This is a genomic window from Bacillus sp. mrc49, from assembly GCF_002803435.1.
Genome location: NZ_PHNG01000765.1, coordinates 14,373 through 35,178, shown reverse-complemented (window position 1 = coordinate 35,178; position 20,806 = coordinate 14,373). Strand labels below are relative to the sequence as shown.

The window sequence follows — 20,806 nt, the reverse complement described above, 5'->3', positions numbered from 1 at the left end:
GCAATTTATTGACTGCTGCCTGAGCTTCGTCAACCGCGGCTTGATTGGTACTTCCTTTCAATGTGTCGAACTTGTTATCCGTGAACAGGTCTTCTACTTTTTTCTTCGCATCAGCTTGTTCTTTTTCTGCTTCTTCTTTTTTCTTCAATAAATCCTTCGCTTTGTTCACTAAATCTTGTAAACGGTCTTTTTCCGCACCGGCTGGTAATTTATTGACTGCTGCTTCCGCTTCGTCAACCGCGGCTTGATTGGTATTTCCTTTCAATGTGTCGAACTTGTTATCCGTGAACAGGTCTTCTACTTTTTTCTTCGCATCAGCTTGTTCTTTTTCTGCTTCTTCTTTTTTCTTCAATAAATCCTTCGCTTTGTTCACTAAATCTTGTAAACGGTCTTTTTCCGCACCGGCTGGTAATTTATTGACTGCTGCTTCCGCTTCGTCAACCGCGGCTTGATTGGTATTTCCTTTCAATGTGTCGAACTTGTTATCCGTGAACAGGTCTTCTACTTTTTTCTTCGCATCGGCTTGGTCTTTTTCTGCTTCTTCTTTTTTCTTCAATAAATCCTTCGCTTTGTTCACTAAATCTTGTAAACGGTCTTTTTCCGCACCGGCTGGCAATTTATTGACTGCTGCTTGAGCTTCGTCTATCGCCCCTTGATTCGTACTTCCTTTCAATGTATCGAACTTATCATTCGTGAATAGATCTTCGACTTTGTTCTTCGCTTCAGCTAGCTCTTTTTTTAATTGACCATCTACATCAGTTCCTAATTCAATCTTATTTGTTTTATCAAATTCAATATTGAAATTATAGTTTAAGTTCTTTGATACTTTTATTGCTTGAGCTACGTCATAGCGATAATTAGCGTCCCAAGTGAAATCCTTACCATCATTACTCACATAGCTGTTAGGAGTTGGTGACTGATTCGTCCAATACTTCACTTTGCCCGTATCCATACTCAGCGTTAGGGAGGTATATTTATTATCAATCGCTTGACCTTTAAGTGAGGATAATATGACTCTCTCCGGCTTCTTAAATTTCATTGTTCCTACATTTACAGCTTGCATGGCATGACCATTTTCTGTACTCACTTGAAGTTTTGCGTTTTCATTAATCTCTGTTTCTCCATAAAATAAAATCATTGGGGCTACATCTTTTCCTGTTCTATTCATCTCAACTTCTGCCCCTGGGTCCAAAATAAAAGATTTTAATATTCCGCTGCCTGTAATTCCCTTTTGTCCATCAAATTTCACCATTGCATTTTCTCCAACGGAGAAATCCCCATAACCCTCTGTTGGATAAAAGATTCCATAGCCACTTTGCAATGTATTAATTTCCACTTTAGCATCAGGCGCAATCTTAAATTGAGGAGCTTTTGAAATCGACCAAATGAGGGCATAGCCACTATTATGATTGATATTGATTTCACCTTCAATTTCAACACTTCCAGTTTCCGCCATCTCTTGGGCGGGTGATGATCCTGGCATTGTCGTATTATTGATATTAATGTTATTAACTCCTCTAAAAATTACATTCCCGTAACGGTTCCAGATCATTTGTGGTCCACTATACGTTACATTTTCAAATATTTGTTTTACATTGTTTGATGCATCGTTTATTGTAATGAATCCATAGTAATTTTTCCCTCTAATAGTAAGGTCCTTTACTGTGACATTGCGCAATATGTTACCATTGCCATAATAGATACCTCCTGATCCCCCATTCGCGCCCGTTTCCGAAACTGTATAGTTATTTCCCTCAATCAATATGTTTGATTTTTTCGCTTGAATGTTAATCGGACCGCTAATATCGATGTTTTGTCCAAGTGTGATTGTCGTAATTCCATTATCACCCTCTAAAGCAGCCTTCAATTCAGCAAAATTATTTACGACTGCTTCATTGGTTGCTCTAGCTGTTGCCGCTTTGCTCCGTGATTCTTTTTCCACCGTTTGTGTACCCGCTGATTGATTTTTCGCCTCAGACTCTTGTGCATTCGCAACATTTTTTTCTGATGCAGAAGATTCCTCCGCAAATCCTGCAGTTGGCATTAATAGAGAGCTTGCTAACAAAAATGATGTGGTCATGACGTTAATTGGTTTTAACACTTTACTTTTCTTCAATTTATTTTCCTCCTCCTAAAATGGTAATCTTGGTGATAACAAATTCATATTACTATCTATCAAGAAATACATCGTTCCAATAATGGTGAATGAAAAATCATTTTTGGAACAATATTTATTGCATGAATTTTCATTTATCCTGTTTTTTTTAAAATGAAGGTGAAGAATATTTATTGAAGAATGAAAATACGAGCAAGAAAAAAAGCACAGCTATGAACTGCGCGTATCTATATTCATTCTTTTTTGACCTTCTACATAACAAACATTTGTATCTTAAGATCATTTTTTCCGGGAGTTTATTTATGGGGATATGGAGAGATTCAAGTGGTAAAGCTTCCGATAACTTTTCATTTTCTTGCTTGAAGGGATTTGCATTTTAATGTTTTTAAATGGTTTACCTAGGGGAATCTCCATCGTTTGAATCTCTCTTCTTCTTTATTCTTTACATGCTTTTTTTGAGTATTTTCCCCTTCATTGTCATATAAATCATCATTTTCTGTGAGCACTCTTAAGGAAAGAAAGAGCTGTAATGATAATGAGGGTAATTTTCAATTCATTAATTTCTTTTTTATTCAATAGTAGGTACATTAAAAATAGGACTAAAAAGGATTGGATGAAATAAATCCGATTTTTTATTAGGAATGCCCCTGCTTGTGACATCCATAATAATATAAAGGCAATTGGCTTCGACATAATCTTGCTCCTTCTATTTGATGGCAACCATATACATACAGGCAAGTGTTGATTGATAAATAATAACGAAACCTTACAATACTGAGTGGCCAAAACTGACATGCTCCATGCAGGAAAAACTTAAACGGCCTGTCCCCAATAAATGAAGGAACAAGCCGTTTAAGTGTTGATCCAAGCCTCAAGGCCTTGGATCCGTTCGGTACGAGGATAATGCTTCTTCTTTTAACAATGGGATTAGGGGAAGTGTTTCCGCACTTCTTCTTTATTTTATTATATTTTGCCAAGCCCATCGTTCCAAAAATGAAACGGTACGATTTACATTTCAAATTCTGCCTATTTTTCTGCGCTATGTTTCTGGTGATAATTGTCGTATGTTGCAACCTTAAATAAATAGATTGGAATTTGAATGAACGAATTTCCTCTGTTTTCAAGAAAGCGGCAGAATGAAATTACAAAAAAAAGATCGTAGAGAGAAATCCCTACAATCGGAGATGATGAATGAATTCCTTGTAACCTTATGCGAATTTCTTCTGTTCTTCGTCCTTAAAGAAGCTCTTCATCGCGTGGAATACATCCGCCTTTTGTTTTAATATGAAATACCGGAATTTTTCATTATCAATATTTTTATAAGCTGTCATCAAGGTAGAATGGCGATTGTATTGATTGACTTCGCCATATCCGAACATATTGGAAAGCTTCATGAGTTCCTCCACAAGCTTGACGCATCTAACGTTATCTGATGTGAGGTTGTCACCGTCGGAAAAATGAAATGGATAGATATTGAATTTCGCCGGGTCATATTTATGATCAATAAGTTCTAATGCTTTACGATATACAGACGAACAAATCGTTCCCCCGCTTTCCCCTTTTGAAAAGAAATCCTCTTCCGGAACGACTTTCGCTTCCGTATGGTGGGCAATGAATTCGATTTCAACCGTTTCATATTTCGTTCGGAGGAATCGGTTCATCCAAAAGAAAAAGCTTCGTGCCATATACTTTTCCCATAATCCCATACTTCCGGAAGTATCCATCATTGCCAGCACAACAGCTTTGGAATCGGGTTTTTCGATTTCATTCCACGTCTTGAATTTAAAATCTTCCTTATAAATCGGATGAAAGCCTGGGTCGCCGCTTAAAGCATTCCGTTTAAAAGCGGATATCATCGTTTTCTTTTTATCGATATTCCCCATTAAGCCTGTCTTGCGGATGTCGTTGAATTCGATTTGTTCAAGCGTATGCTCCGCCTGTTCTTTCTTCTGGAGATTAGGCAGTTCCAGCTGACTGAACAACGCTTCCTCCAACTCCATCATCGAAACCTCTGCTTCATAATAATCCTCGCCTGCCTTGTCACCCGCTCCTTGACCTTTACCTGCTCCGGCATCGGATGGGGAGCCGTCCCTTGCGACCACATCTCCCACCTTACTATCTCCATCTCCTTGACCTACATGTTTGTTCTTATCATAATTGTAACGGATTTTGTATTCATCCAAGGAGCGAATGGGAATCTTGATGACATCCCGGCCGTTTGACATGACGATGCTTTCTTCGGAAATTAAATCCGGTAAATTATTCTTGATCGCTTCCTGCACCTTTTCCTGATGACGCTGTTGATCATCATAGCCTTTTCGATGGAGGGACCAGTTTTCCTGTGAGATAACATATTGTTGATTATTCTCTTCCGACATTCTCTTCCCCCCTTAAAAATGTTTGCACGCGTTTCATCATTCCTTCATATACTAAATTAGTGTGAGAAAACCCAAAGCATTCCCATTTTCTTTATTTAAAATAACAGTCCAGAAAACATGTTAAAAGAAGTGTATTACTCTATCTTATGCAGCGATACAGGATAATTTACAACAAAATTCAATAATGGATGTTTGCCTACAAACTGGACAAGTCACGTCCTGTTTTTCAGGCACATTAAGCGTGAAATTTGAGATTCGGGGGACTTCGTGGTTTATTTCATCGATTGTATCCGTATGAGGAAAACGGGAGCAGCTTTACATATAAGGATAGAGCTTCCGGAACATTCAAGCAGCTAAATGGCTCCACAACAAAAGGATGCTCCATTAACATCCTGGACCACCCTTTACGATAAAAAAAATATTCGGAGTGCTATACGTCAATCTTTTTCTACCTCCACTTCATGCTGGACCGTGCCAGGGCGTTTATCCCATTCTTTCAGTTCTTCATTCGTCCTTTGATTCTCCATCTGCTTGCCAAGTTCTTTCATCTCTTCATAATCCTTGGCCATTGAGCTGTTTTCCGGAACATGCTCTTTTTTCAGTTCTTCTTTACTCATTTGACATCACCTCTACTTTATTGATACCCAATATTTCCAAAATCAAAACGTAACATATCCAACATGAAGATGGGGTATAGATAAGACAGAATAACAAATCCAAGGAGGTGCAACGTATATGCAAACAACTACACTTTATGTAAAAGAAGCGACATCCGAAGGCCCCATTTTGAATTTGGAGTCGATCCTTTTGAAAACGGAAGGTGTGGAACGTGCGATCATCGATGTCGATGATGGCGAAATAAAAGTCGATCACAGTGAAGATACACTTTCATCAGACCAACTCGTCACTCTTATCGAACAGTACGGCTTGAATGTAACCAAATGAATATTTCTATGGACTAAGTTGAAAATACTGGGCTAATCAATATGGGCCCAGTATTTTTTTGCAAGTTCTTCGCAAAAACATGATTAACCCCTACCCAATTGAGGGTAGGGGCAGGATTGATTACCGATTTAACAGGCTGCCTACATAACGCAGTAAATCATTGGCTGAAGTGGAATTATACCCATGCTCATCGATCAGTCTCGTAATGACTTCATTCACTTTCTTTAATTGCCTTTCATCCGGTGTCTTCGTTGAAGTCGTGATTTTAACGACATCCTTCAGATCTGCGAATAGCTTTTTCTGGATTGCTTCTCGTAAACGATCATGTGAATTATAATCGAATCGTTTTCCTTTCCGTGCATAAGCAGAAATACGGATCAATATTTCTTCACGGAATGCTTTTTTGGCATTCTCAGAGATACCGATTTGTTCTTCAATCGAGCGCATCAATTTTTCATCCGGATTAATTTCTTCCCCGGTCAACGGATCGCGCAGCCTTGATTTATTGCAGTATGCCTCGACATTGTCCAAGTAATTATCCATCAGGATCTTAGCCGACTCTTCATAGGAATAGACAAATGCTTTTTGCACTTCGTTTTTGGCAATTGCATCATATTCTTTCCTGGCGAGTGAAATGAAATTCAAATAACGCTCCCGAAGTTCATTCGATATGGACGGATGCTGGTCAAGGCCTGCTTTCAATGACATAAGTACATCCAGGGCGTTAATGGACGGATTTTCCTTCCGGATGATCGTAGACGATATCCGGTTGATCACGTACCGAGGATCGATTCCGCTCATGCCCTCGTCCTGATATTCTTTTTTCAGCTCATTGATGTCCGCGGAATTGAAGCCCTCCACATTTTCCCCATCATACAGCCTCATTTTTTTCACTAAATCGATATCACCCTTTTTCGGATCCTTCAGGCGGGTCATGATGCTGAAGATTGCCGCCACCCTTAGTGTATGCGGCGCAATGTGAACATTGGAAACATCGCTTTCATGAATCATTTTTTCATAAATCTTTTCTTCCTCGGTAACCTTCAAATTATATGGAATCGGCATGACGATGATCCTGGAGTGCAATGCTTCATTTTTCTTGTTGGCGATGAACGCTTTATACTCCGTTTCATTCGTATGGGCCACAATGAGCTCATCCGCACTGATGAGTGCAAATCGGCCAGCCTTGAAATTCCCTTCCTGGGTCAATGAAAGCAAATGCCATAAAAATTTCTCATCACATTTCAGCATCTCCTGAAACTCCATCATCCCTCTGTTCGCTTTGTTTAGCTCACCATCAAAACGATAAGCCCGCGGATCGGATTCAGATCCATATTCGGCAATGGTTGAAAAGTCGATCGAGCCCGTAAGATCAGCAATATCCTGTGACTTGGGATCGGATGGACTGAATGTCCCAATCCCTACACGCTTATCCTCTGAAAGGAAGATACGTTCGACGATCACATCTTCAATCCGGTTTCCATACTCCGTTTCCAGCCTCATTACATTCAGCGGCGATAGGTTTCCTTCAATCCTAATGCCATATTCCTCATAAAAATCATTCCGTAAATATTGTGGAATGAGATGAAGCGGGTCTTCATGCATCGGGCATCCTTTTATCGCGTATATCGCACCCGTTTCTTTTAATGAATAATTCTCAAGCCCTCGCTTCAGTAAAGAAACGAGCGTGGACTTCCCTCCTGAAACCGGGCCCATGAGCAGCAAGATCCGTTTTCGCACATCCAGCCGCTTTGCTGCCGGATGAAAATATTCCTCGATGAGCCTTTCGAGTGAATCTTCGAGGCCAAACAACTGACCGCTGAAAAAATTGTATTTCTTTGAACCATTTACTTCCTCTATCCCTGCATCTCTGATCATGTTGTATACACGTGAATGAGCAGATTGAGCAACTAATGGCGTTTCTTTCAATATGTCTAAGTACTCTGCGAAGGTGCCTTCCCACTTGAGCTTCTGTTCATCTTCTCTAAATTTTTCGATTTTCTTTAATATATCCATTTAAGGAACCTCCCCCTGTCACTTTCAGAGAATACTTAAATCTATGCTCCAAGTCTGACAAACATGTCAGACTTTAAAAAGTCACAGGGCATGTTTCCGATGTCCCCTCACATTTTAATTAAAGGAAAAGGCTTGATCCTTGAACAATCGATGACAAATCCGCCCGCAAGAAAAATTGTGTGCACTCCTGCTAAAAATTAGGGTATACTAAGCCTATACTAAAGTGGGACAATTTGGGTAAAGGGAGGTTACAGCATGGGCACAGTTATTATCGTTGCAGTAGCTCTTACATTTTTAGCCGCTATCTTCACTGCTGGGTATGACGATAAACCAGGTGTGAAGTAAAGGAATAACACCCTATTTTTTAATATTCCCAGCAAAGGGGCCTGATCATTGGTGATCAGGCCCCTTTGTTTATTAGAGGATTTACGGCTATCTTTAAACAGACATGGAGTGGCAAAACAAAAAATCCCTTGAAAAAAAACAAGGGATTTTAAGCTGCAATTATTTTTTCAGCAATAAATACATGAAATAAGGAGCACCGATCAAGGCAACCATGATGCCTGCAGGAATTCCCGCTGGTTCGACTAGATTACGTCCTATTGTGTCGGCAAGGAGCAATAGCCATCCGCCGATCAATACGGCAATCGGAATGAATAATTGATTTCGAGGTCCGACCAAGGATTTCGCTATATGAGGTGCCATAAGTCCGATGAAGGCTATTCCGCCCGTAACGGAAACAGCAGCAGCAGCAAGTGCGACAGCTGTTATGAGCAAGACGACCCGTTCCTTTTCAATCGATACTCCCACTCCGATAGCGACCGGTTCGCTTAAACCAAGCAAATTCAACCGATTCGCTTTGTATAAAGTGAATGGAATGAGGACGATCAACCAAGGAAGGACTGCCCAAATGAACGGCCAATCCGCTCCCCAAATATTTCCGGCCAGCCACTTCACTATGAAATCGACCTTGGCCCTTTCCGCTGAAGATATGAGAACGATCATCAAACCAGAAAGCGCCATGGAAAAACCTACGCCGATCAATACGAGCCGAACCGGTTCAAGGCCAACCCTTCGCTTATATGAAAGAAGATAAATGATACAGGCTGTCAGCATCGCACCGATAAACCCGACTATTGGAACCATATAAACAAATGAACCTGCATCTATAGGGAAAAACAGAAAGAAAACGGCAATGGCTACACCTGCTCCGGAGTTAATCCCGATAATCCCTGGGTCGGCTAGATCATTACGGGTAATTCCCTGTAAAATCGCTCCTGACAGTGCGAGAGCCATTCCTGCCAATAGGGTGATGATGATCCGTGGCAACCGGACGGAAAATAAAATGAATTCCTCTTTAAAGGTCCCTTGTCCAAAAAGCGTCGGAATCAGCCGCCCTATGGAAAGATTCGAATATCCTAAACATGTACCTATAATGACGGTTATGATAATGAGTGCGGTTAAGACACCGATTAGCCAACGCTGTTTTTTGATTAAAGCTGAAGAGATCATGAAAATGCTTTCCCTCCTTTACGTACGATTAGGAGGAAGAAAGGCAGACCTATCAACGCAACAATCGCTACCACTGGTGTTTCATACGGAGAATTGATTGTACGGCCGATCGTATCGGCCAAAAGCATGAAAGCAGCCCCTAAAACGGCGGACATCGGCAGGATGAATCGATAATCCGTACCTACGATGGCCCGGACCATGTGGGGAATCATCAACCCGATGAAAACCATATTTCCGACTAACGCAACCGCAGCACCGGCAAGCAGAATGACAACGACGAAAAGAACCGCTTTGATTTGTGCCGTCTTTTGACCTAACCCCACCGCCACTTCTTCACTAAGACTAAGGATGGTGAGCTGTCTGGAAAAAATGAAGGAGACCAGGATGCCTATTATAATAAACGGAATGATTACCTGAAGCTGCCCCCAAGATGTTCCAATATTCCCGCCGGCAGTCCACATCGATACATCTTTTGATATTTTGAAATAAATGCCGACCCCTTCCGCTACGGCAAATAGGAAGGCTGAGACCGCTGCACCGGCCAATACGATTCGTAAAGGGGAGAAACCGCCCTTCTTCATCGCAGCAATACCAAAAACCATGAGTGTCCCGACAGCGGCACCAATAAAGCATGCACCCATGATGCCAAAGTTATTAGCTGACGGAACGAGTGCCAGCGTTATCGCCAGGGCTGCATTTGCCCCTGCCGTCAATCCGAGCAGTCCGGGATCAGCAAGCGGATTCCTCGTAATTCCTTGCATGATGGCACCTGAAACGGCAAGTGCCGAGCCAACGAAGATTGCCCCCACCTCACGAGGAAGACGGATTTCCCGAATGATGGAAATCTTCTCACCGGTAGCATTCGATGTCAAGGCTTGCCATACATCCTTGATGGTCGCATCCGCTGCACCAAATACCATCGCTATGATGAACATAGCGATAAAAGCAGCGATCGCTATGATCAGTTTATATGTAAATGGGATGAAACGTTGATTATCATTAGTCATCTGTCTCTCTCATCTCTTTTTTTATAGAATAAAAGGAGAGGAATCAGACTCCCTCTCCCTCGCTGTATCATTTACCAAGAAAGCTTTTTGAAAAGAAGTCTAATTGGTAATCTAATGTTATTGGATCATTGAAGTAGAATTTTTTTGCATCAGCTTCAAATAGTTTATTGTTTTTAACCGCAGGTATGTTTTTGAACGTATCAGTTTGTTGGAATGAATTATCTTGGTCTTTGTTATTGCTCAAAATGACATAATCACCGGCATAGTCTTTCAGGACTTCCAATGACAAGGCAAAATACCCATCCTTCAATGCCGTTTCTTTTACCTTTTCAGGCATGCCCAATTTCATTTCCTGGTAAAGGATTTCCGTTCCGCGGCCCCAATTATCGCCATATACATAGAACTGCTTGTCAAACTTTTCAAAGACGGAAACGGTGGCATCTTCACCAATTTTAGCCTTGATTTCATCACCAGTGGTTTTTGCCCGTTTTTTGAAATCATCCACCCATGCTTGAGCTTCTTTTTCTTTATTCAATAGCTTGCCAATTTCGACATGCTGTGTTAAATAGTCCACTTTCCCGTATGTATATGTTACGGTCGGAGCAATTTCTTTTAATTTATCGACATTTTTAATCGTGGATAAACCAATGATCAGATCGGGATTCAAATCGATGATTTTCTCCAAATTATCGTCCGTTACTTCCTCGACGTCATCCAGCTTGAAATTCGGGTTCATTTTGGACCATGAATCAACCCCGACAAGGTTAACATCCAAAGCCAATACGCTACCTGCGAATGAAGATAGCACGACCACACGCTTAGGATTCGCAGGCACTTCGATGGGACCATTTTCAGATTGATAGGTGATGGTGCCCGATTTTTCCTTTTTCGTATCCGAGCTTTTCTCTTTTTCCGTTGACTCATTATTACCACAAGCACTAATAATTAACACTAACAGCAGGATAAACGGGATCAGAATCTTTTTCATTTGGTGTTGAATCTCCTTTTAATAAATTGTACGTGCTGCACATTGGTTTGTTCGTTCGTTGATCTCTTCCGATTACCGCATCAATATGGAATACATCCTTAAGCACTTCATGCGTGATGACCTCTTCACAATCTCCTGCTTTCACGACTTGCCCGTCTTTTAAGGCAATGATATAGTCGGCAAAGCGGGCCGCTTGGTTTAAATCATGAAGGACCATGACGATCGTACGTCCCTGTTCTACATTCAGCTTCTGTAAAAGCTCCAAAACTTCTAGTTGATGGGCCATGTCCAAATATGTGGTCGGCTCATCAAGAAAGATGATTTCCGTTTCCTGAGCCAATGCCATCGCAATCCAAACACGCTGCCGTTGACCTCCCGAGAGAGCATCCACCGGACGGAACTTGAATTCCTTCGTACCAGTGACTTCAAGAGCCCAATCAATCACATCGTAATCTTTTTGGGTCAGCCGCCCGAATCCTTTTTGATAAGGGAAGCGGCCGTATGAGACAAGCTCGCCGACTGTCAATCCGCTTGCACTTTCGGGCGTTTGCGGAAGGATGGCCATTTTTTTTGCAAGAATCTTGGTACTTTCTTTGGAAATATTCACACCATCCAATACAACCGTCCCCGCTTGTTTGGGGATGATACGGGTGATCGCTTTCAAAAGTGTGGATTTTCCGCACCCATTTGAACCGATGATCGTTGTGATTTTTTTATCTGGAATTTCCACACTGAGATCTTTTACAATTAAACGTTCACCATACCCAATGTTTAATTCCTCTGTATATAGGCGAACCATTATTTCAACCTCCAATTACTGAAAAATAGGTAAGTAAAAACACGAGTGAAAATGATTATCATTATCCATTACTTAATTACTATAATTCTATCCAAATATATTGTCAATAGCATTTCATGGGTATTTAAGAAGAAAGTTAAAGAGGATGAATAAACTGAAATTCTTTTTACCAATTAACCAAAAAACAGAAAGATCCAGGAAAATTCCGGGATCTTTCTTGATTGAGTCACACCATTTTCATATAGCTAGAGTACTAACTTATTGAAAAGGCAAAAATCACGCATTAGGTCTTAACGATCACTTAATGTTTTTTGAATCCTTGCTTCTCCACGTAATCTTTCATATATAGTCGGCTTTTCTTTTCAAGCATACCGGCCATTTGTCCTGTCCAGGTATCTTTACGTTTCCCATTAGTCCTTTGCTCGTAATAATCGGAAATCGTTTCGTTGTAGGCGCCAAGCTGATTGATGAATTCCTGCTTATCCTCTTGATAGCCATTTTCATGATAAATGTTGGACTGCGGCAATCGCGGCTTTTTATCGGACCTGTTCTTAGGATATCCGACAACAAGTGCAAATAAAGGAATGACACGATGCGGTATATTCAATATATCGGATACCTCTTGAAGATTATTCCGGATGCCTCCGATATAGCAAATGCCAAGATCCATCGATTCAGCCGCCAATGCTGCATTTTGAGCTGCCAGGGCAGCATCGATACAAGCGACCATGAATTTTTCGGTACTTTCAAGTGATTCGGTCACGTCCGTGCCTTCCATCTCTGAAACGATATCCTGCCGATATAAATCGGCGCAAAAAACGAAAAGATGACCATTCTTCTCGACATAAGATTGCGGCCCGGCAAGTTCAGCAAGCTTGGCCTTCTTTTTCGGATCGGTTACACCGATGATGGAATACGCTTGAATGTAACTGGAAGTGGATGCAGCCTGGGCGCACTCCACAATCGTATGAATTTGTTCCTCCGACAAGGGCCTATCCTCAAAAGAACGAATGGAACGGTGATCTAGAATCTTCTCAATAATCGTATTCATTATTCCCACCCCTTATAAATATGTAAACAAACATCCACCAGCGGAGCTGATATCCCCGATGATGGATGACGGTGACATTCAGTCTTTTGTTTTCAGATCCAGTTCACGGTAGTTCTGCTGCCTCAATGCTTCATATACCAAGATGGCCGCTGTATTCGATAAATTCAGGGACCGTACTTTATCGGTCATTGGAATCCGCAGGCAGCGATCCATATTCTCCTGGATCAGGTCTTTCGGAAGCCCTGTCGTTTCACGGCCAAAAATGAAGAAAATTTCACTGTCCTGATCACTGTAATCAAAGCTTGAGTGCGGCTGTTCCCCGAATTTCGTCAGATAATAAAATTCACCGCCGGCATTCTTTTCGAAAAATTCTTCTAATGAATCATAATAATGGATCTTCACATTCTCCCAATAATCCAGTCCTGCCCTTTTGAGTTGCTTGTCATCGGTCGAAAAACCGAGCGGACGAATGAGATGCAAGGACGTATCAGTCCCTGCACATGTTCTTGCGATATTGCCTGTATTTGCTGGAATCTGTGGTTGATATAAAACTACATGTATGGCCACTTCATTTTCACCTCTAGTTTAAACTTCACCTTAATTATACCATTAAACAAAAAAGACTAGAAATCAATCATCCTCCATCCAAAATCACAAAAAATTTATAAACGATGTTCGGTGTATATCTGGTCGAGTCTTCATACGTCCAATACCTGTGACGGCTGTTCATCGTATGGGCGTTAACGAGCGGCATCCCATCCTGATCCTTCGCCGTCACGATCAGGTTATGGTCGAACCGTCCGTCCCCTTCGAAATCGATACAAAGGATATCACCTAAATTCAATTCCCGTGCCGACTCCACTTGCTTCGTCCTGATGACATTTCCCGCTTTCAGCAGATGATATAAAGCATTTGCCGTCGTCCATGTGTAACTCCAGCTTTTCCCCCTGATCCACCAACCCTTATTTTTGTTAGGGGCCCCCCACATCGGAATACCTCCCGCATGTAAGCATTGTGAAATGAAATTCGTACAGTCATCAGTGAATTTGTAATACTCGGGATTGAATTCATTCCACCAACGCTCGGCATATTGAACTGCCCTCATCCGCTCATACTTATAGGCTAGACGCTCGGCTCCCGCATCCCATTTTGGCTGTTCCCCTTCCGTTTCGAAATTCGGTACCAATTCACGTTCATCGACCAGATACCCATTTCGAAACCTGGCTTCCCTTTCTTCCATTTCTTCTTCGATATAAAATGAATCCTCCTGTTTCAATAAATATTGCAGATGCACTTGATAAGTCAGGACTGTATCACTGTCTTCCTTTTTCTTCGAATGAATTTTGCCTGCAGCGTTCACCCTGACAATTTTCGCCTCACGGCTCCTCATCAATTCCTTTTTCAAATGGTATTTCCGTTCACTACGTTCCTGATTATCGGAAGTATAAAACTCGATCCTTTCCTGTAGAAGCCGTTGCAATTGTTTCCTCAAGTTCATGCCCTCCTTCCTACCTTCTATGCTAATGTGTATGTATGAAGGCATGGACAAAAACACAACTTCGTAATTGTTAAGAACCCATTTTGTCAGCACCATCGAAAAAAAAACCGCCCCATAATGGAGCGGCTTCTTCATATATATCATTGCGTTTCCAAAGTAAATTGCAGTCCCTTCTCGATTTCGTCCAGAACCTCTGCATCCGTTTCCTTCATTCTCGCCTCTTCCAGCACGGAAACAGCTTCTTCGCGGCCAATTTTCCCCACTGCCCAAGCTGCCGTGCCGCGTATGACCGGACGCGGATCTTCCTTCATGACCTTGATCAATAAGGGCAATGCCGTTACATCCTTGTAGTGTGCCAAAGCTAATATCGCATTTCGTTGAATGGGTTTTTTACCGCGCCAAGAACCGGATACTTGTCCATACGTCTCTTTGAAATCCCGATTAGAAATCGTAAGCAGCGGTTTCAACAGCGGCTTGGCCAATTCCGGGTCAGGTTCCATTTCTTCATGTAAATGAAAATCGATTCCTTTATTTTTTGGACAGACAGTCTGGCATGTGTCGCATCCATACAAACGATTGCCTATTTTCGTCCTGAATTCGTCCGGAAGGAACCCTTTTGTCTGCGTTAAAAAGGCGATGCAGCGCTTGGCATTCAATTGCCCTCCCTGAACGAGCGCACCTGTTGGACAAACATCAACACATTTATTGCATGTCCCGCATTGATTTTCCATCGGCTGATCAGGCTCAAAGGGGAGATTGGTAATCAAGTCCCCCAAATATACATAAGACCCGAATTCCGGTGTAATGATCATGCTATTTTTCGCACTCCAGCCAACCCCGGCGCGCTCCGCCACCGCCCTATCGGATAATTCACCCGTATCAACCATCGATTTTGAGACTGCTCCTGGCGCTTTATCAGTAATGAAATCCTCAAGTAACTGTAATTTTTTTCGCAGCACGGCATGATAATCCGTTCCCCAGGAAGCCCGGCAGAAAATCCCCCGCCGTTCACCTTTTTTACTTTGCGGAGCATTCTTCAATTTCGAAGGATAGGCCAGTGCAATCGAAATGATGGATTGCGGTTTATCGAATATCAATTCCGGCCTGACTCTTTTTTCGATATCCGGTTCCTCAAACCCGGATTGATACCCCAACTCTTGTTGACGAATGAGCCGACTTCTCAACTCGGTAAAGGTGGTAGCCGATGCAAAACCGATTTTATCGATACCGATCTCTTTACTATATAAAATCACTTCTTGCTTGAAAGTATTCATATCCATGATTATCACCTACGTTCATTAAGTATTCCCGTCGAAGCTTGCATTCATTTCAAACCATTGCTATCTATGATAAACTAATTGCAATCATTTTTGGAGGTGAAACGCTTGGAAATTAACATATCCGCTGATCTGAGCAACAAAATCCCTGGATTCAAAGTAGGGATCATCACATATGACAACATCGAAGTAGGCCCCTCGCCACAAATGGTGAAAGGGAGACTGCAATTGTTTCAGGAGGCTCTCTTCTTCGACCTTGAAGAAAAGGAATTGAGCGATTTTTCCGGCATTAAAGAGTGGCGAGCGATCTTCAAGGCGACAGGAACAAACCCATCACGTTATCGCCCTTCCGTGGAAGCCCTATATCGCCGCGTCAAAAAACAGAATTACTTGGCGCCCATCCATTCGGCTATCGATTTAAATACCTTTTTCTCCCTTTTATATGAGGTTCCGATTGGTATTTATGATGCGGATAAATTGGCGGGAAAAATCTCAATTAAAATTGGCGAGAGTGCCGATGGCTATGTCGGTTTGAACGGCCGCCTGAATTCACTGGATAATATGATCGCTTCAGTCGATCATGAAGGTCCATTTGGCAGTCCTTACGTTGATTCAGAGCGAACGAAAGTCACCGAGGAAACGAAAAGAGCCATCCAAATCATTTATCTACAACCTAAGACACCAATCGAGGAAGCCCGTCAACTAACGAAATCGCTGATGGACATGTTCCTTGAAATACATGGCGGTGAAGGAACTTACTCGATTATAGAAGGATAGCCAACATTCAACAGACATAACCCCTACCGGTATCGGAAGGGGTCTTTTTGAGTCATTCAGAAAATACTTTTAGACAGGAACCATAAAAAAATCCCACTGTAAACAGTAGAATTCTCATGATAATATTTAAACGCAAAGCTTCGTTCTCCAGGTAACGAAACCCTACGTTATGAGTATGTATTGGAGCGGGTGAAGGGAATCGAACCCTCATCATCAGCTTGGAAGGCTGAGGTTTTACCACTAAACTACACCCGCATGTGTTTGTAGAACTTTGTCGAATCACCAACAAAATCAATTATATAGTGTAATGCGAATAAATGCAATAGTTCTTTTTAAAATTATTAATATTATTGACAGATACCGATCCTATATTCTTTTATTCTAGTAAAGATGATAAAAAGTCCCCTGAATCAGTGAACTTTTTCAATCATCCCCTTTGAACTTAAGACCAAATCACTTCCATTAGCCGTGGGTAAACCTGCTGCGCCGTTTCCAATAGCATGATTAGCTTCCTGAACGCAAGATCCGGGATGAATTCACCTTCGATCGAGTATGAATAACGGATAGAAATGGTCCCGTTTTCTTCATACAGCTTTGAATACCTGAAGTTCGCATTATATTCATTTAACAAAGTATGTACAGCCTGCATCTTATCGGGATTTTTCAACTCGGCGACATTAAAGCAAAATAAGTCGGCCACATTTTCATCTTGATTGAAGGCAAATACTAGCAGGACCTTCCAGCCATCCTTTAACTTTTGCTCCGCTCTAAAAAAGGTCGTGCCATCTTCATTCAGTTCATTCATATAGATTTTCTCACTAGTTAAAAAATCACGAAATTCAGCAACGTTTGACATGGTTCATCACCTTTCTGTATGTATGTACATTTTATACTGAAAATTGGCATTTTTACAGTCTTTTCTAAAAACCTTATTCTAGGGGCTCAAGCATGTTAAGGAAAACGGGCCTCTTTCGATTCGATACCGAAAAAGGCCCGTTTCCTCAAGCTTAATCGGAAAACCGATTAACTTTTTTATAGCTTTGCGAACATGGGCTCCGCGACTTTCACAAGCTGCTTTCCGAGGTTCGTTCCTTTAAATAAGCCTAAAAATGCATCAGGCGTATTTTCAAATCCTTCAATAATCGTTTCTTCATACTTCAGTTTTCCTTCTTGAACCCATTTCCCTAATTCCGTCGCACCTTCTTTGAAGCGAGAAGCATAATTTCCAACAGTGAATCCTTTCATGGTGGCACTTGTTTTGATCATGGCCGATTGCAGACGAGGCCCTACATCTTTCCCTTCTGCATTATAAGAAGAAATCGCCCCGCATAGCGGGATTCTGGCATTTGTATTCAATAGAGTGAACACGGCATCTGTGACTTCTCCGCCCACATTATCGAAATACACATCGACTCCATCAGGAACAGCTCGTTTTAAATCATCCACAAAACTATCTTTTTTATAATTAACGGCTCCATCGAAGCCTAGCTCATTCGTCAAGTACTCTAGTTTTTCATCCGATCCGGCGATACCGACGACCTTCGCGCCTTTAATCTTGGCTATTTGTCCAACAGCCGAACCAACAGCACCTGCCGCTCCGGAAACCACGACCGTTTCACCTTCTTTTGGCTTACCGATATCAAGCAAACCGAAGTAAGCTGTCAGCCCTGTCATTCCAAGAATACCCAAATAGGTTGTGACTGGAGCAATTTTTGGATCGATCACGCGGATTTCCTTTTCCGTGACGATTGTATATTCCGCCCAGTCGATATTGCCAACAACCACATCTCCCTTTTTGAAGGAGTCCGATTTAGAGTCCACCACTTCGGCCACGACGCCGCCAGTGATAGGCTTATTCAATTCAAATGGTGCAATATATGATTTGGTATCTTGCATTCTTCCTCTCATATATGGATCTACCGATAAATAAAGCGTCCGTACTAAAATCTCTTGACCTTTTGGTGTGGGAACATCACTCTCCACAAATTTAAAATCTTCTTTCGTTGGCATACCTTTTGGACGATTTGCCAGGGTGATTTTTTGTTGTTTGGATTGTGTCATCATTCGTTCCTCCTTGATTTATAAATACGTAATATCGAAAAATAAGCGTATCACCGATAAAGTTCCATAGTCAAAGGATATGACTTCCTAATGCTTCCATTCCACTTCACGTAAGCTCTTCCTGTTTTTTTGGTCTTACGTCCGCAGCCCGTACCTTATTCGCTTTTGATATCTCTCACATGGTCCTTACTATATCCTTTTGCTGTGTGAGTCATCCATACTAGTGCTTCTGTATAGAAAATAGGCATCCACATTAGTTCAATTTCAATTATTTCACATAAAATATCATGACTTAATTTAAATGGAGGTTTAGAAATGAAAAATAATAACTCATGGCAACAGCCAAACTGGGGTCAATGTCCACCACAGCATTGCCCGCCGCAATATTGTCCGCCCAACGTTAGTCCTACTCAATATGACCCGCCGCAGGTTTCACCAACAAAGCAATACGTTAATACAAACGTCTCGAACACGGTTATACCTGTAATCCATCCATCTCATACCAAAACGGTGAACAAACATATCAACACGTATAAACATTATTTCCCGCATACTCAATCTGTAGTGAATGAGTGCTGCACGCAAAACCTCATTTGTGAAATGCCGCATAATCCTTGCCCTCCACATCCTTGTCCGCCAAACCCTTGGCACTCTCCGATGCCCTATCGGTTCTGACCATTAAAAAGCCCCTATAAGGGGTTTTTCTAATCCCTTCTTTTCCCTTACGACATCGAACTTCTGGAATACTGAACCGACAAGATCAAGGGGAATGGTAGATGACTGTATGGTATCTTGTATAATCCTGACAACCGATATTTGTGGTGACATTTCCTTTTTCAAATATTATCGCATCCGTTATTTCGTTACTTTCCACCACTTAATGACTTCTTGCTTTAATACTGAATTAGTCGAACCAGGGGAGGTTTAGCATTAAACGATTCGTCAATATACATATTTTCCTACAGCTGAAACATGAAAAAGGTCTCGGAAGGAAAACCATTCCGAAACCTTTTTGTTATCCCAATTTAACAACTTCCCTTACATGTTTGTTTGAGATTCTCCTTCTTTTTTAGGTCCCGGTTTTAGGGCAGAAGCCCATAAAACCGTAAGTCCGCCTATGCCAATGCCTACTAAAACAGCTGTAGGATGATTCCAGCTTAGCCCCTTGTCAAAGAAAAATAACTCACGCAATCCATCAACCATGAAGCGCATCGGCAGCCAGGAATAGATCCAGTTAGTATAAAAAGAAGACATCAGCTCTGGGGCCATCGACAGTAGCGGGGCTCCAAAGAAGAGGATAATGACGAATAACGGCAATCCCTTCATTCCCAGCCAAGAAAGGGCAGCCGAAATCATTAAGAAGAAGCTGAAATAAGCAATGGATAGGAACCAAGCAATGCTAGTGAAATTGGGAATATGCATCCCCACTGCATCAGCCATCCACGTCAAACCAAAGCCTACCAAAATGGCGATCACAGCACCTATGAGCACCTGTACCAATTGATTCGCCAATTTTTCTCTCCGGTTTGCAAACGGAAGTTTATTCAGCATGATAGTAAGGAAAGCGGCACCAGCTATGCATGCCATCCAAAGCGGCTGGAATAGCGACACGGGCGCATTCCCATTGGCGCTATGTGTTCCTGTTTCATTTACATTGGTTACATTCTTTGTAATCGGTGTTGCTATCGCAGCAGCTTGCTTTGTCGTTAGTGTACCTTCTTGTTTTTCGAATCCTGTTAGAATCTGGCTGCGGATATTGGTATTCATATTGTCAACGATTCCATTTAGCATTTGTCCCGCAAGAGTGGATGCCATCGTGTTCATACCTTGGTTCACCAAAATTTGAACTTCAGGTGATGAAGGCTTTGGAGTTTGAAGAGATGCTTGCTTTTGACTGAAGTCTTTTGGAATGACCAATGCCGCGTAATATTTCCGCTTGTCTAAACCATGCTTAACTTCTTTATAGCTTTTTACGGTAACCCAATCCACAACGGGTTCTTCACCTGATTTAGGTTCAGCTGAAGTTTTAATCATGTCAGCCATTTTCTCACCCATATTTACCTTTGTTTGATCGGGCAGTGTCACTCCTTGATCTTCATTAACAAAAGCAATGGGCAGGTTTTTTGGCGTCGGATTCACGGACGGAATCAATGTCAGGCTAAATATAAGAACAACTGCCAATGCAATTATGGGTGCTAAAAACACCATTTTATTTTTTACCATTTTCATAAATTTATCTCCTTTTTCCTTTTCTTTAACATCCAGCACTCCATGATCATTAAGTAATGCACACAGTGTTGTTTTATTATCACTATGTAAATTATAATTAAATAAGGGATTTACGCAATAAACAATATGGAAGCTTACGTCCATTACTTAAC

18 protein-coding genes, 1 tRNA gene and 1 pseudogene are annotated in these 20,806 nt (G+C 41.6%); 3 read left to right on the top strand and 17 right to left on the bottom strand.

What is annotated here, in order from left to right:
- The 4 genes from CVN76_RS23455 to CVN76_RS23440 all read right to left on the bottom strand — a co-directional run.
- A partial coding sequence (locus CVN76_RS23455; protein WP_157805771.1) for a toxin Cry1Ac domain D-VI-related protein occupies positions 1-2,116 on the bottom strand: 2,116 nt, incomplete at its 3' end.
- A 489-nt stretch (positions 2,117-2,605) separates the two neighbouring features.
- On the bottom strand, positions 2,606-2,809 hold the full coding sequence (locus CVN76_RS23450; protein WP_100533239.1) for a hypothetical protein: 204 nt from the start codon (positions 2,807-2,809) through the stop codon (positions 2,606-2,608).
- A 515-nt stretch (positions 2,810-3,324) separates the two neighbouring features.
- The gene (yhbH, locus tag CVN76_RS23445; protein WP_100533238.1) at positions 3,325-4,494 is read right to left on the bottom strand and encodes a sporulation protein YhbH; all 1,170 of its coding nucleotides are present in this window, start codon (positions 4,492-4,494) and stop codon (positions 3,325-3,327) included.
- 437 nt (positions 4,495-4,931) lie between these two features.
- Positions 4,932-5,111, bottom strand: a complete 180-nt coding sequence (locus tag CVN76_RS23440; RefSeq protein WP_100533237.1) for a hypothetical protein — start codon at positions 5,109-5,111, stop codon at positions 4,932-4,934.
- A 118-nt stretch (positions 5,112-5,229) separates the two neighbouring features.
- Between CVN76_RS23440 and CVN76_RS23435 the strand changes: the two genes are divergently transcribed.
- The gene (locus tag CVN76_RS23435; RefSeq protein ID WP_061143306.1) at positions 5,230-5,439 is read left to right on the top strand and encodes a hypothetical protein; all 210 of its coding nucleotides are present in this window, start codon (positions 5,230-5,232) and stop codon (positions 5,437-5,439) included.
- A 120-nt stretch (positions 5,440-5,559) separates the two neighbouring features.
- Here CVN76_RS23435 and CVN76_RS23430 read toward each other — a convergent pair whose 3' ends face one another.
- The 9 genes from CVN76_RS23430 to queG form a co-directional block, all read right to left on the bottom strand.
- Positions 5,560-7,455, bottom strand: coding sequence for a PrkA family serine protein kinase (locus CVN76_RS23430; RefSeq protein ID WP_100533236.1), 1,896 nt, complete (start codon positions 7,453-7,455; stop codon positions 5,560-5,562).
- Positions 7,456-7,959: 504 nt separating this feature from the next.
- Positions 7,960-8,967: a FecCD family ABC transporter permease gene (locus CVN76_RS23425; RefSeq protein WP_100533235.1), complete on the bottom strand. Its 1,008-nt coding sequence runs from the start codon at positions 8,965-8,967 to the stop codon at positions 7,960-7,962.
- The gene (locus CVN76_RS23420; protein WP_100533234.1) at positions 8,964-9,974 is read right to left on the bottom strand and encodes a FecCD family ABC transporter permease; all 1,011 of its coding nucleotides are present in this window, start codon (positions 9,972-9,974) and stop codon (positions 8,964-8,966) included. Before CVN76_RS23420 ends, CVN76_RS23425 begins: the two co-directional genes overlap by 4 nt.
- A 67-nt stretch (positions 9,975-10,041) precedes the next feature.
- The gene (locus tag CVN76_RS23415; RefSeq protein WP_061143310.1) at positions 10,042-10,962 is read right to left on the bottom strand and encodes an iron-hydroxamate ABC transporter substrate-binding protein; all 921 of its coding nucleotides are present in this window, start codon (positions 10,960-10,962) and stop codon (positions 10,042-10,044) included.
- A complete protein-coding gene (locus CVN76_RS23410) occupies positions 10,913-11,761 on the bottom strand; it encodes an ABC transporter ATP-binding protein (protein WP_100533233.1) in 849 nt (282 codons plus the stop codon). Before CVN76_RS23410 ends, CVN76_RS23415 begins: the two co-directional genes overlap by 50 nt.
- A gap of 301 nt (positions 11,762-12,062) precedes the next feature.
- Positions 12,063-12,812 (bottom strand): oxygen-insensitive NADPH nitroreductase, encoded by a 750-nt coding sequence (gene nfsA / locus CVN76_RS23405; protein WP_100533232.1) that lies wholly within the window; start codon positions 12,810-12,812, stop codon positions 12,063-12,065.
- A 78-nt stretch (positions 12,813-12,890) separates the two neighbouring features.
- A complete protein-coding gene (gene trmL / locus CVN76_RS23400) occupies positions 12,891-13,379 on the bottom strand; it encodes a tRNA (uridine(34)/cytosine(34)/5-carboxymethylaminomethyluridine(34)-2'-O)-methyltransferase TrmL (protein ID WP_061143313.1) in 489 nt (162 codons plus the stop codon).
- 67 nt (positions 13,380-13,446) lie between these two features.
- Positions 13,447-14,310, bottom strand: coding sequence for an amidase domain-containing protein (locus CVN76_RS23395; protein WP_332850663.1), 864 nt, complete (start codon positions 14,308-14,310; stop codon positions 13,447-13,449).
- A gap of 140 nt (positions 14,311-14,450) precedes the next feature.
- Positions 14,451-15,590, bottom strand: coding sequence for a tRNA epoxyqueuosine(34) reductase QueG (queG, locus tag CVN76_RS23390; protein ID WP_100533231.1), 1,140 nt, complete (start codon positions 15,588-15,590; stop codon positions 14,451-14,453).
- Between the two features lie 105 nt (positions 15,591-15,695).
- On the opposite strand from queG, the gene CVN76_RS23385 reads away from it, so the two are divergent.
- Complete coding sequence (locus CVN76_RS23385) at positions 15,696-16,364, top strand: B3/B4 domain-containing protein (RefSeq protein ID WP_100533230.1); 669 nt, start codon at positions 15,696-15,698, stop codon at positions 16,362-16,364.
- Positions 16,365-16,545: 181 nt separating this feature from the next.
- Here the strand turns inward: CVN76_RS23385 and CVN76_RS23380 are convergent.
- The 3 genes from CVN76_RS23380 to CVN76_RS23370 form a co-directional block, all read right to left on the bottom strand.
- A tRNA-Gly gene (locus tag CVN76_RS23380) sits at positions 16,546-16,619 on the bottom strand.
- 187 nt (positions 16,620-16,806) lie between these two features.
- Positions 16,807-17,220, bottom strand: coding sequence for a YbjN domain-containing protein (locus CVN76_RS23375; RefSeq protein ID WP_100533229.1), 414 nt, complete (start codon positions 17,218-17,220; stop codon positions 16,807-16,809).
- A gap of 176 nt (positions 17,221-17,396) precedes the next feature.
- Complete coding sequence (locus tag CVN76_RS23370) at positions 17,397-18,425, bottom strand: NADP-dependent oxidoreductase (RefSeq protein WP_100533228.1); 1,029 nt, start codon at positions 18,423-18,425, stop codon at positions 17,397-17,399.
- Between the two features lie 315 nt (positions 18,426-18,740).
- Between CVN76_RS23370 and CVN76_RS23365 the strand changes: the two are divergent.
- Positions 18,741-18,977: pseudogene (locus CVN76_RS23365) on the top strand (CotD family spore coat protein); the annotation flags it as partial.
- A gap of 486 nt (positions 18,978-19,463) precedes the next feature.
- Here the strand turns inward: CVN76_RS23365 and CVN76_RS23360 are convergent.
- Positions 19,464-20,648 carry a YhgE/Pip domain-containing protein gene (locus CVN76_RS23360; RefSeq protein ID WP_100533242.1) on the bottom strand — a complete coding sequence of 395 codons (1,185 nt, stop codon included), beginning with the start codon at positions 20,646-20,648 and terminating at the stop codon, positions 19,464-19,466.
- Positions 20,649-20,806: the final 158 nt, after the last annotated feature.

Bases quoted from the DNA above. Each gene is read 5' to 3' on its own strand.
- CVN76_RS23360 (WP_100533242.1), bottom strand. From the start codon at position 20,648: ATGGTAAAAAATAAAATGGTGTTTTTAGCACCCATAATTGCATTGGCA.
- CVN76_RS23425 (WP_100533235.1), bottom strand. From the start codon at position 8,967: ATGATCTCTTCAGCTTTAATCAAAAAACAGCGTTGGCTAATCGGTGTC.
- CVN76_RS23440 (WP_100533237.1), bottom strand. From the start codon at position 5,111: ATGAGTAAAGAAGAACTGAAAAAAGAGCATGTTCCGGAAAACAGCTCA.
- CVN76_RS23375 (WP_100533229.1), bottom strand. From the start codon at position 17,220: ATGTCAAACGTTGCTGAATTTCGTGATTTTTTAACTAGTGAGAAAATC.
- CVN76_RS23450 (WP_100533239.1), bottom strand. From the start codon at position 2,809: ATGTCGAAGCCAATTGCCTTTATATTATTATGGATGTCACAAGCAGGG.
- CVN76_RS23435 (WP_061143306.1), top strand. From the start codon at position 5,230: ATGCAAACAACTACACTTTATGTAAAAGAAGCGACATCCGAAGGCCCC.
- nfsA (WP_100533232.1), bottom strand. From the start codon at position 12,812: ATGAATACGATTATTGAGAAGATTCTAGATCACCGTTCCATTCGTTCT.
- CVN76_RS23410 (WP_100533233.1), bottom strand. From the start codon at position 11,761: ATGGTTCGCCTATATACAGAGGAATTAAACATTGGGTATGGTGAACGT.
- CVN76_RS23395 (WP_332850663.1), bottom strand. From the start codon at position 14,310: ATGAACTTGAGGAAACAATTGCAACGGCTTCTACAGGAAAGGATCGAG.
- CVN76_RS23415 (WP_061143310.1), bottom strand. From the start codon at position 10,962: ATGAAAAAGATTCTGATCCCGTTTATCCTGCTGTTAGTGTTAATTATT.
- CVN76_RS23370 (WP_100533228.1), bottom strand. From the start codon at position 18,425: ATGACACAATCCAAACAACAAAAAATCACCCTGGCAAATCGTCCAAAA.
- queG (WP_100533231.1), bottom strand. From the start codon at position 15,590: ATGGATATGAATACTTTCAAGCAAGAAGTGATTTTATATAGTAAAGAG.
- yhbH (WP_100533238.1), bottom strand. From the start codon at position 4,494: ATGTCGGAAGAGAATAATCAACAATATGTTATCTCACAGGAAAACTGG.
- CVN76_RS23430 (WP_100533236.1), bottom strand. From the start codon at position 7,455: ATGGATATATTAAAGAAAATCGAAAAATTTAGAGAAGATGAACAGAAG.
- CVN76_RS23420 (WP_100533234.1), bottom strand. From the start codon at position 9,974: ATGACTAATGATAATCAACGTTTCATCCCATTTACATATAAACTGATC.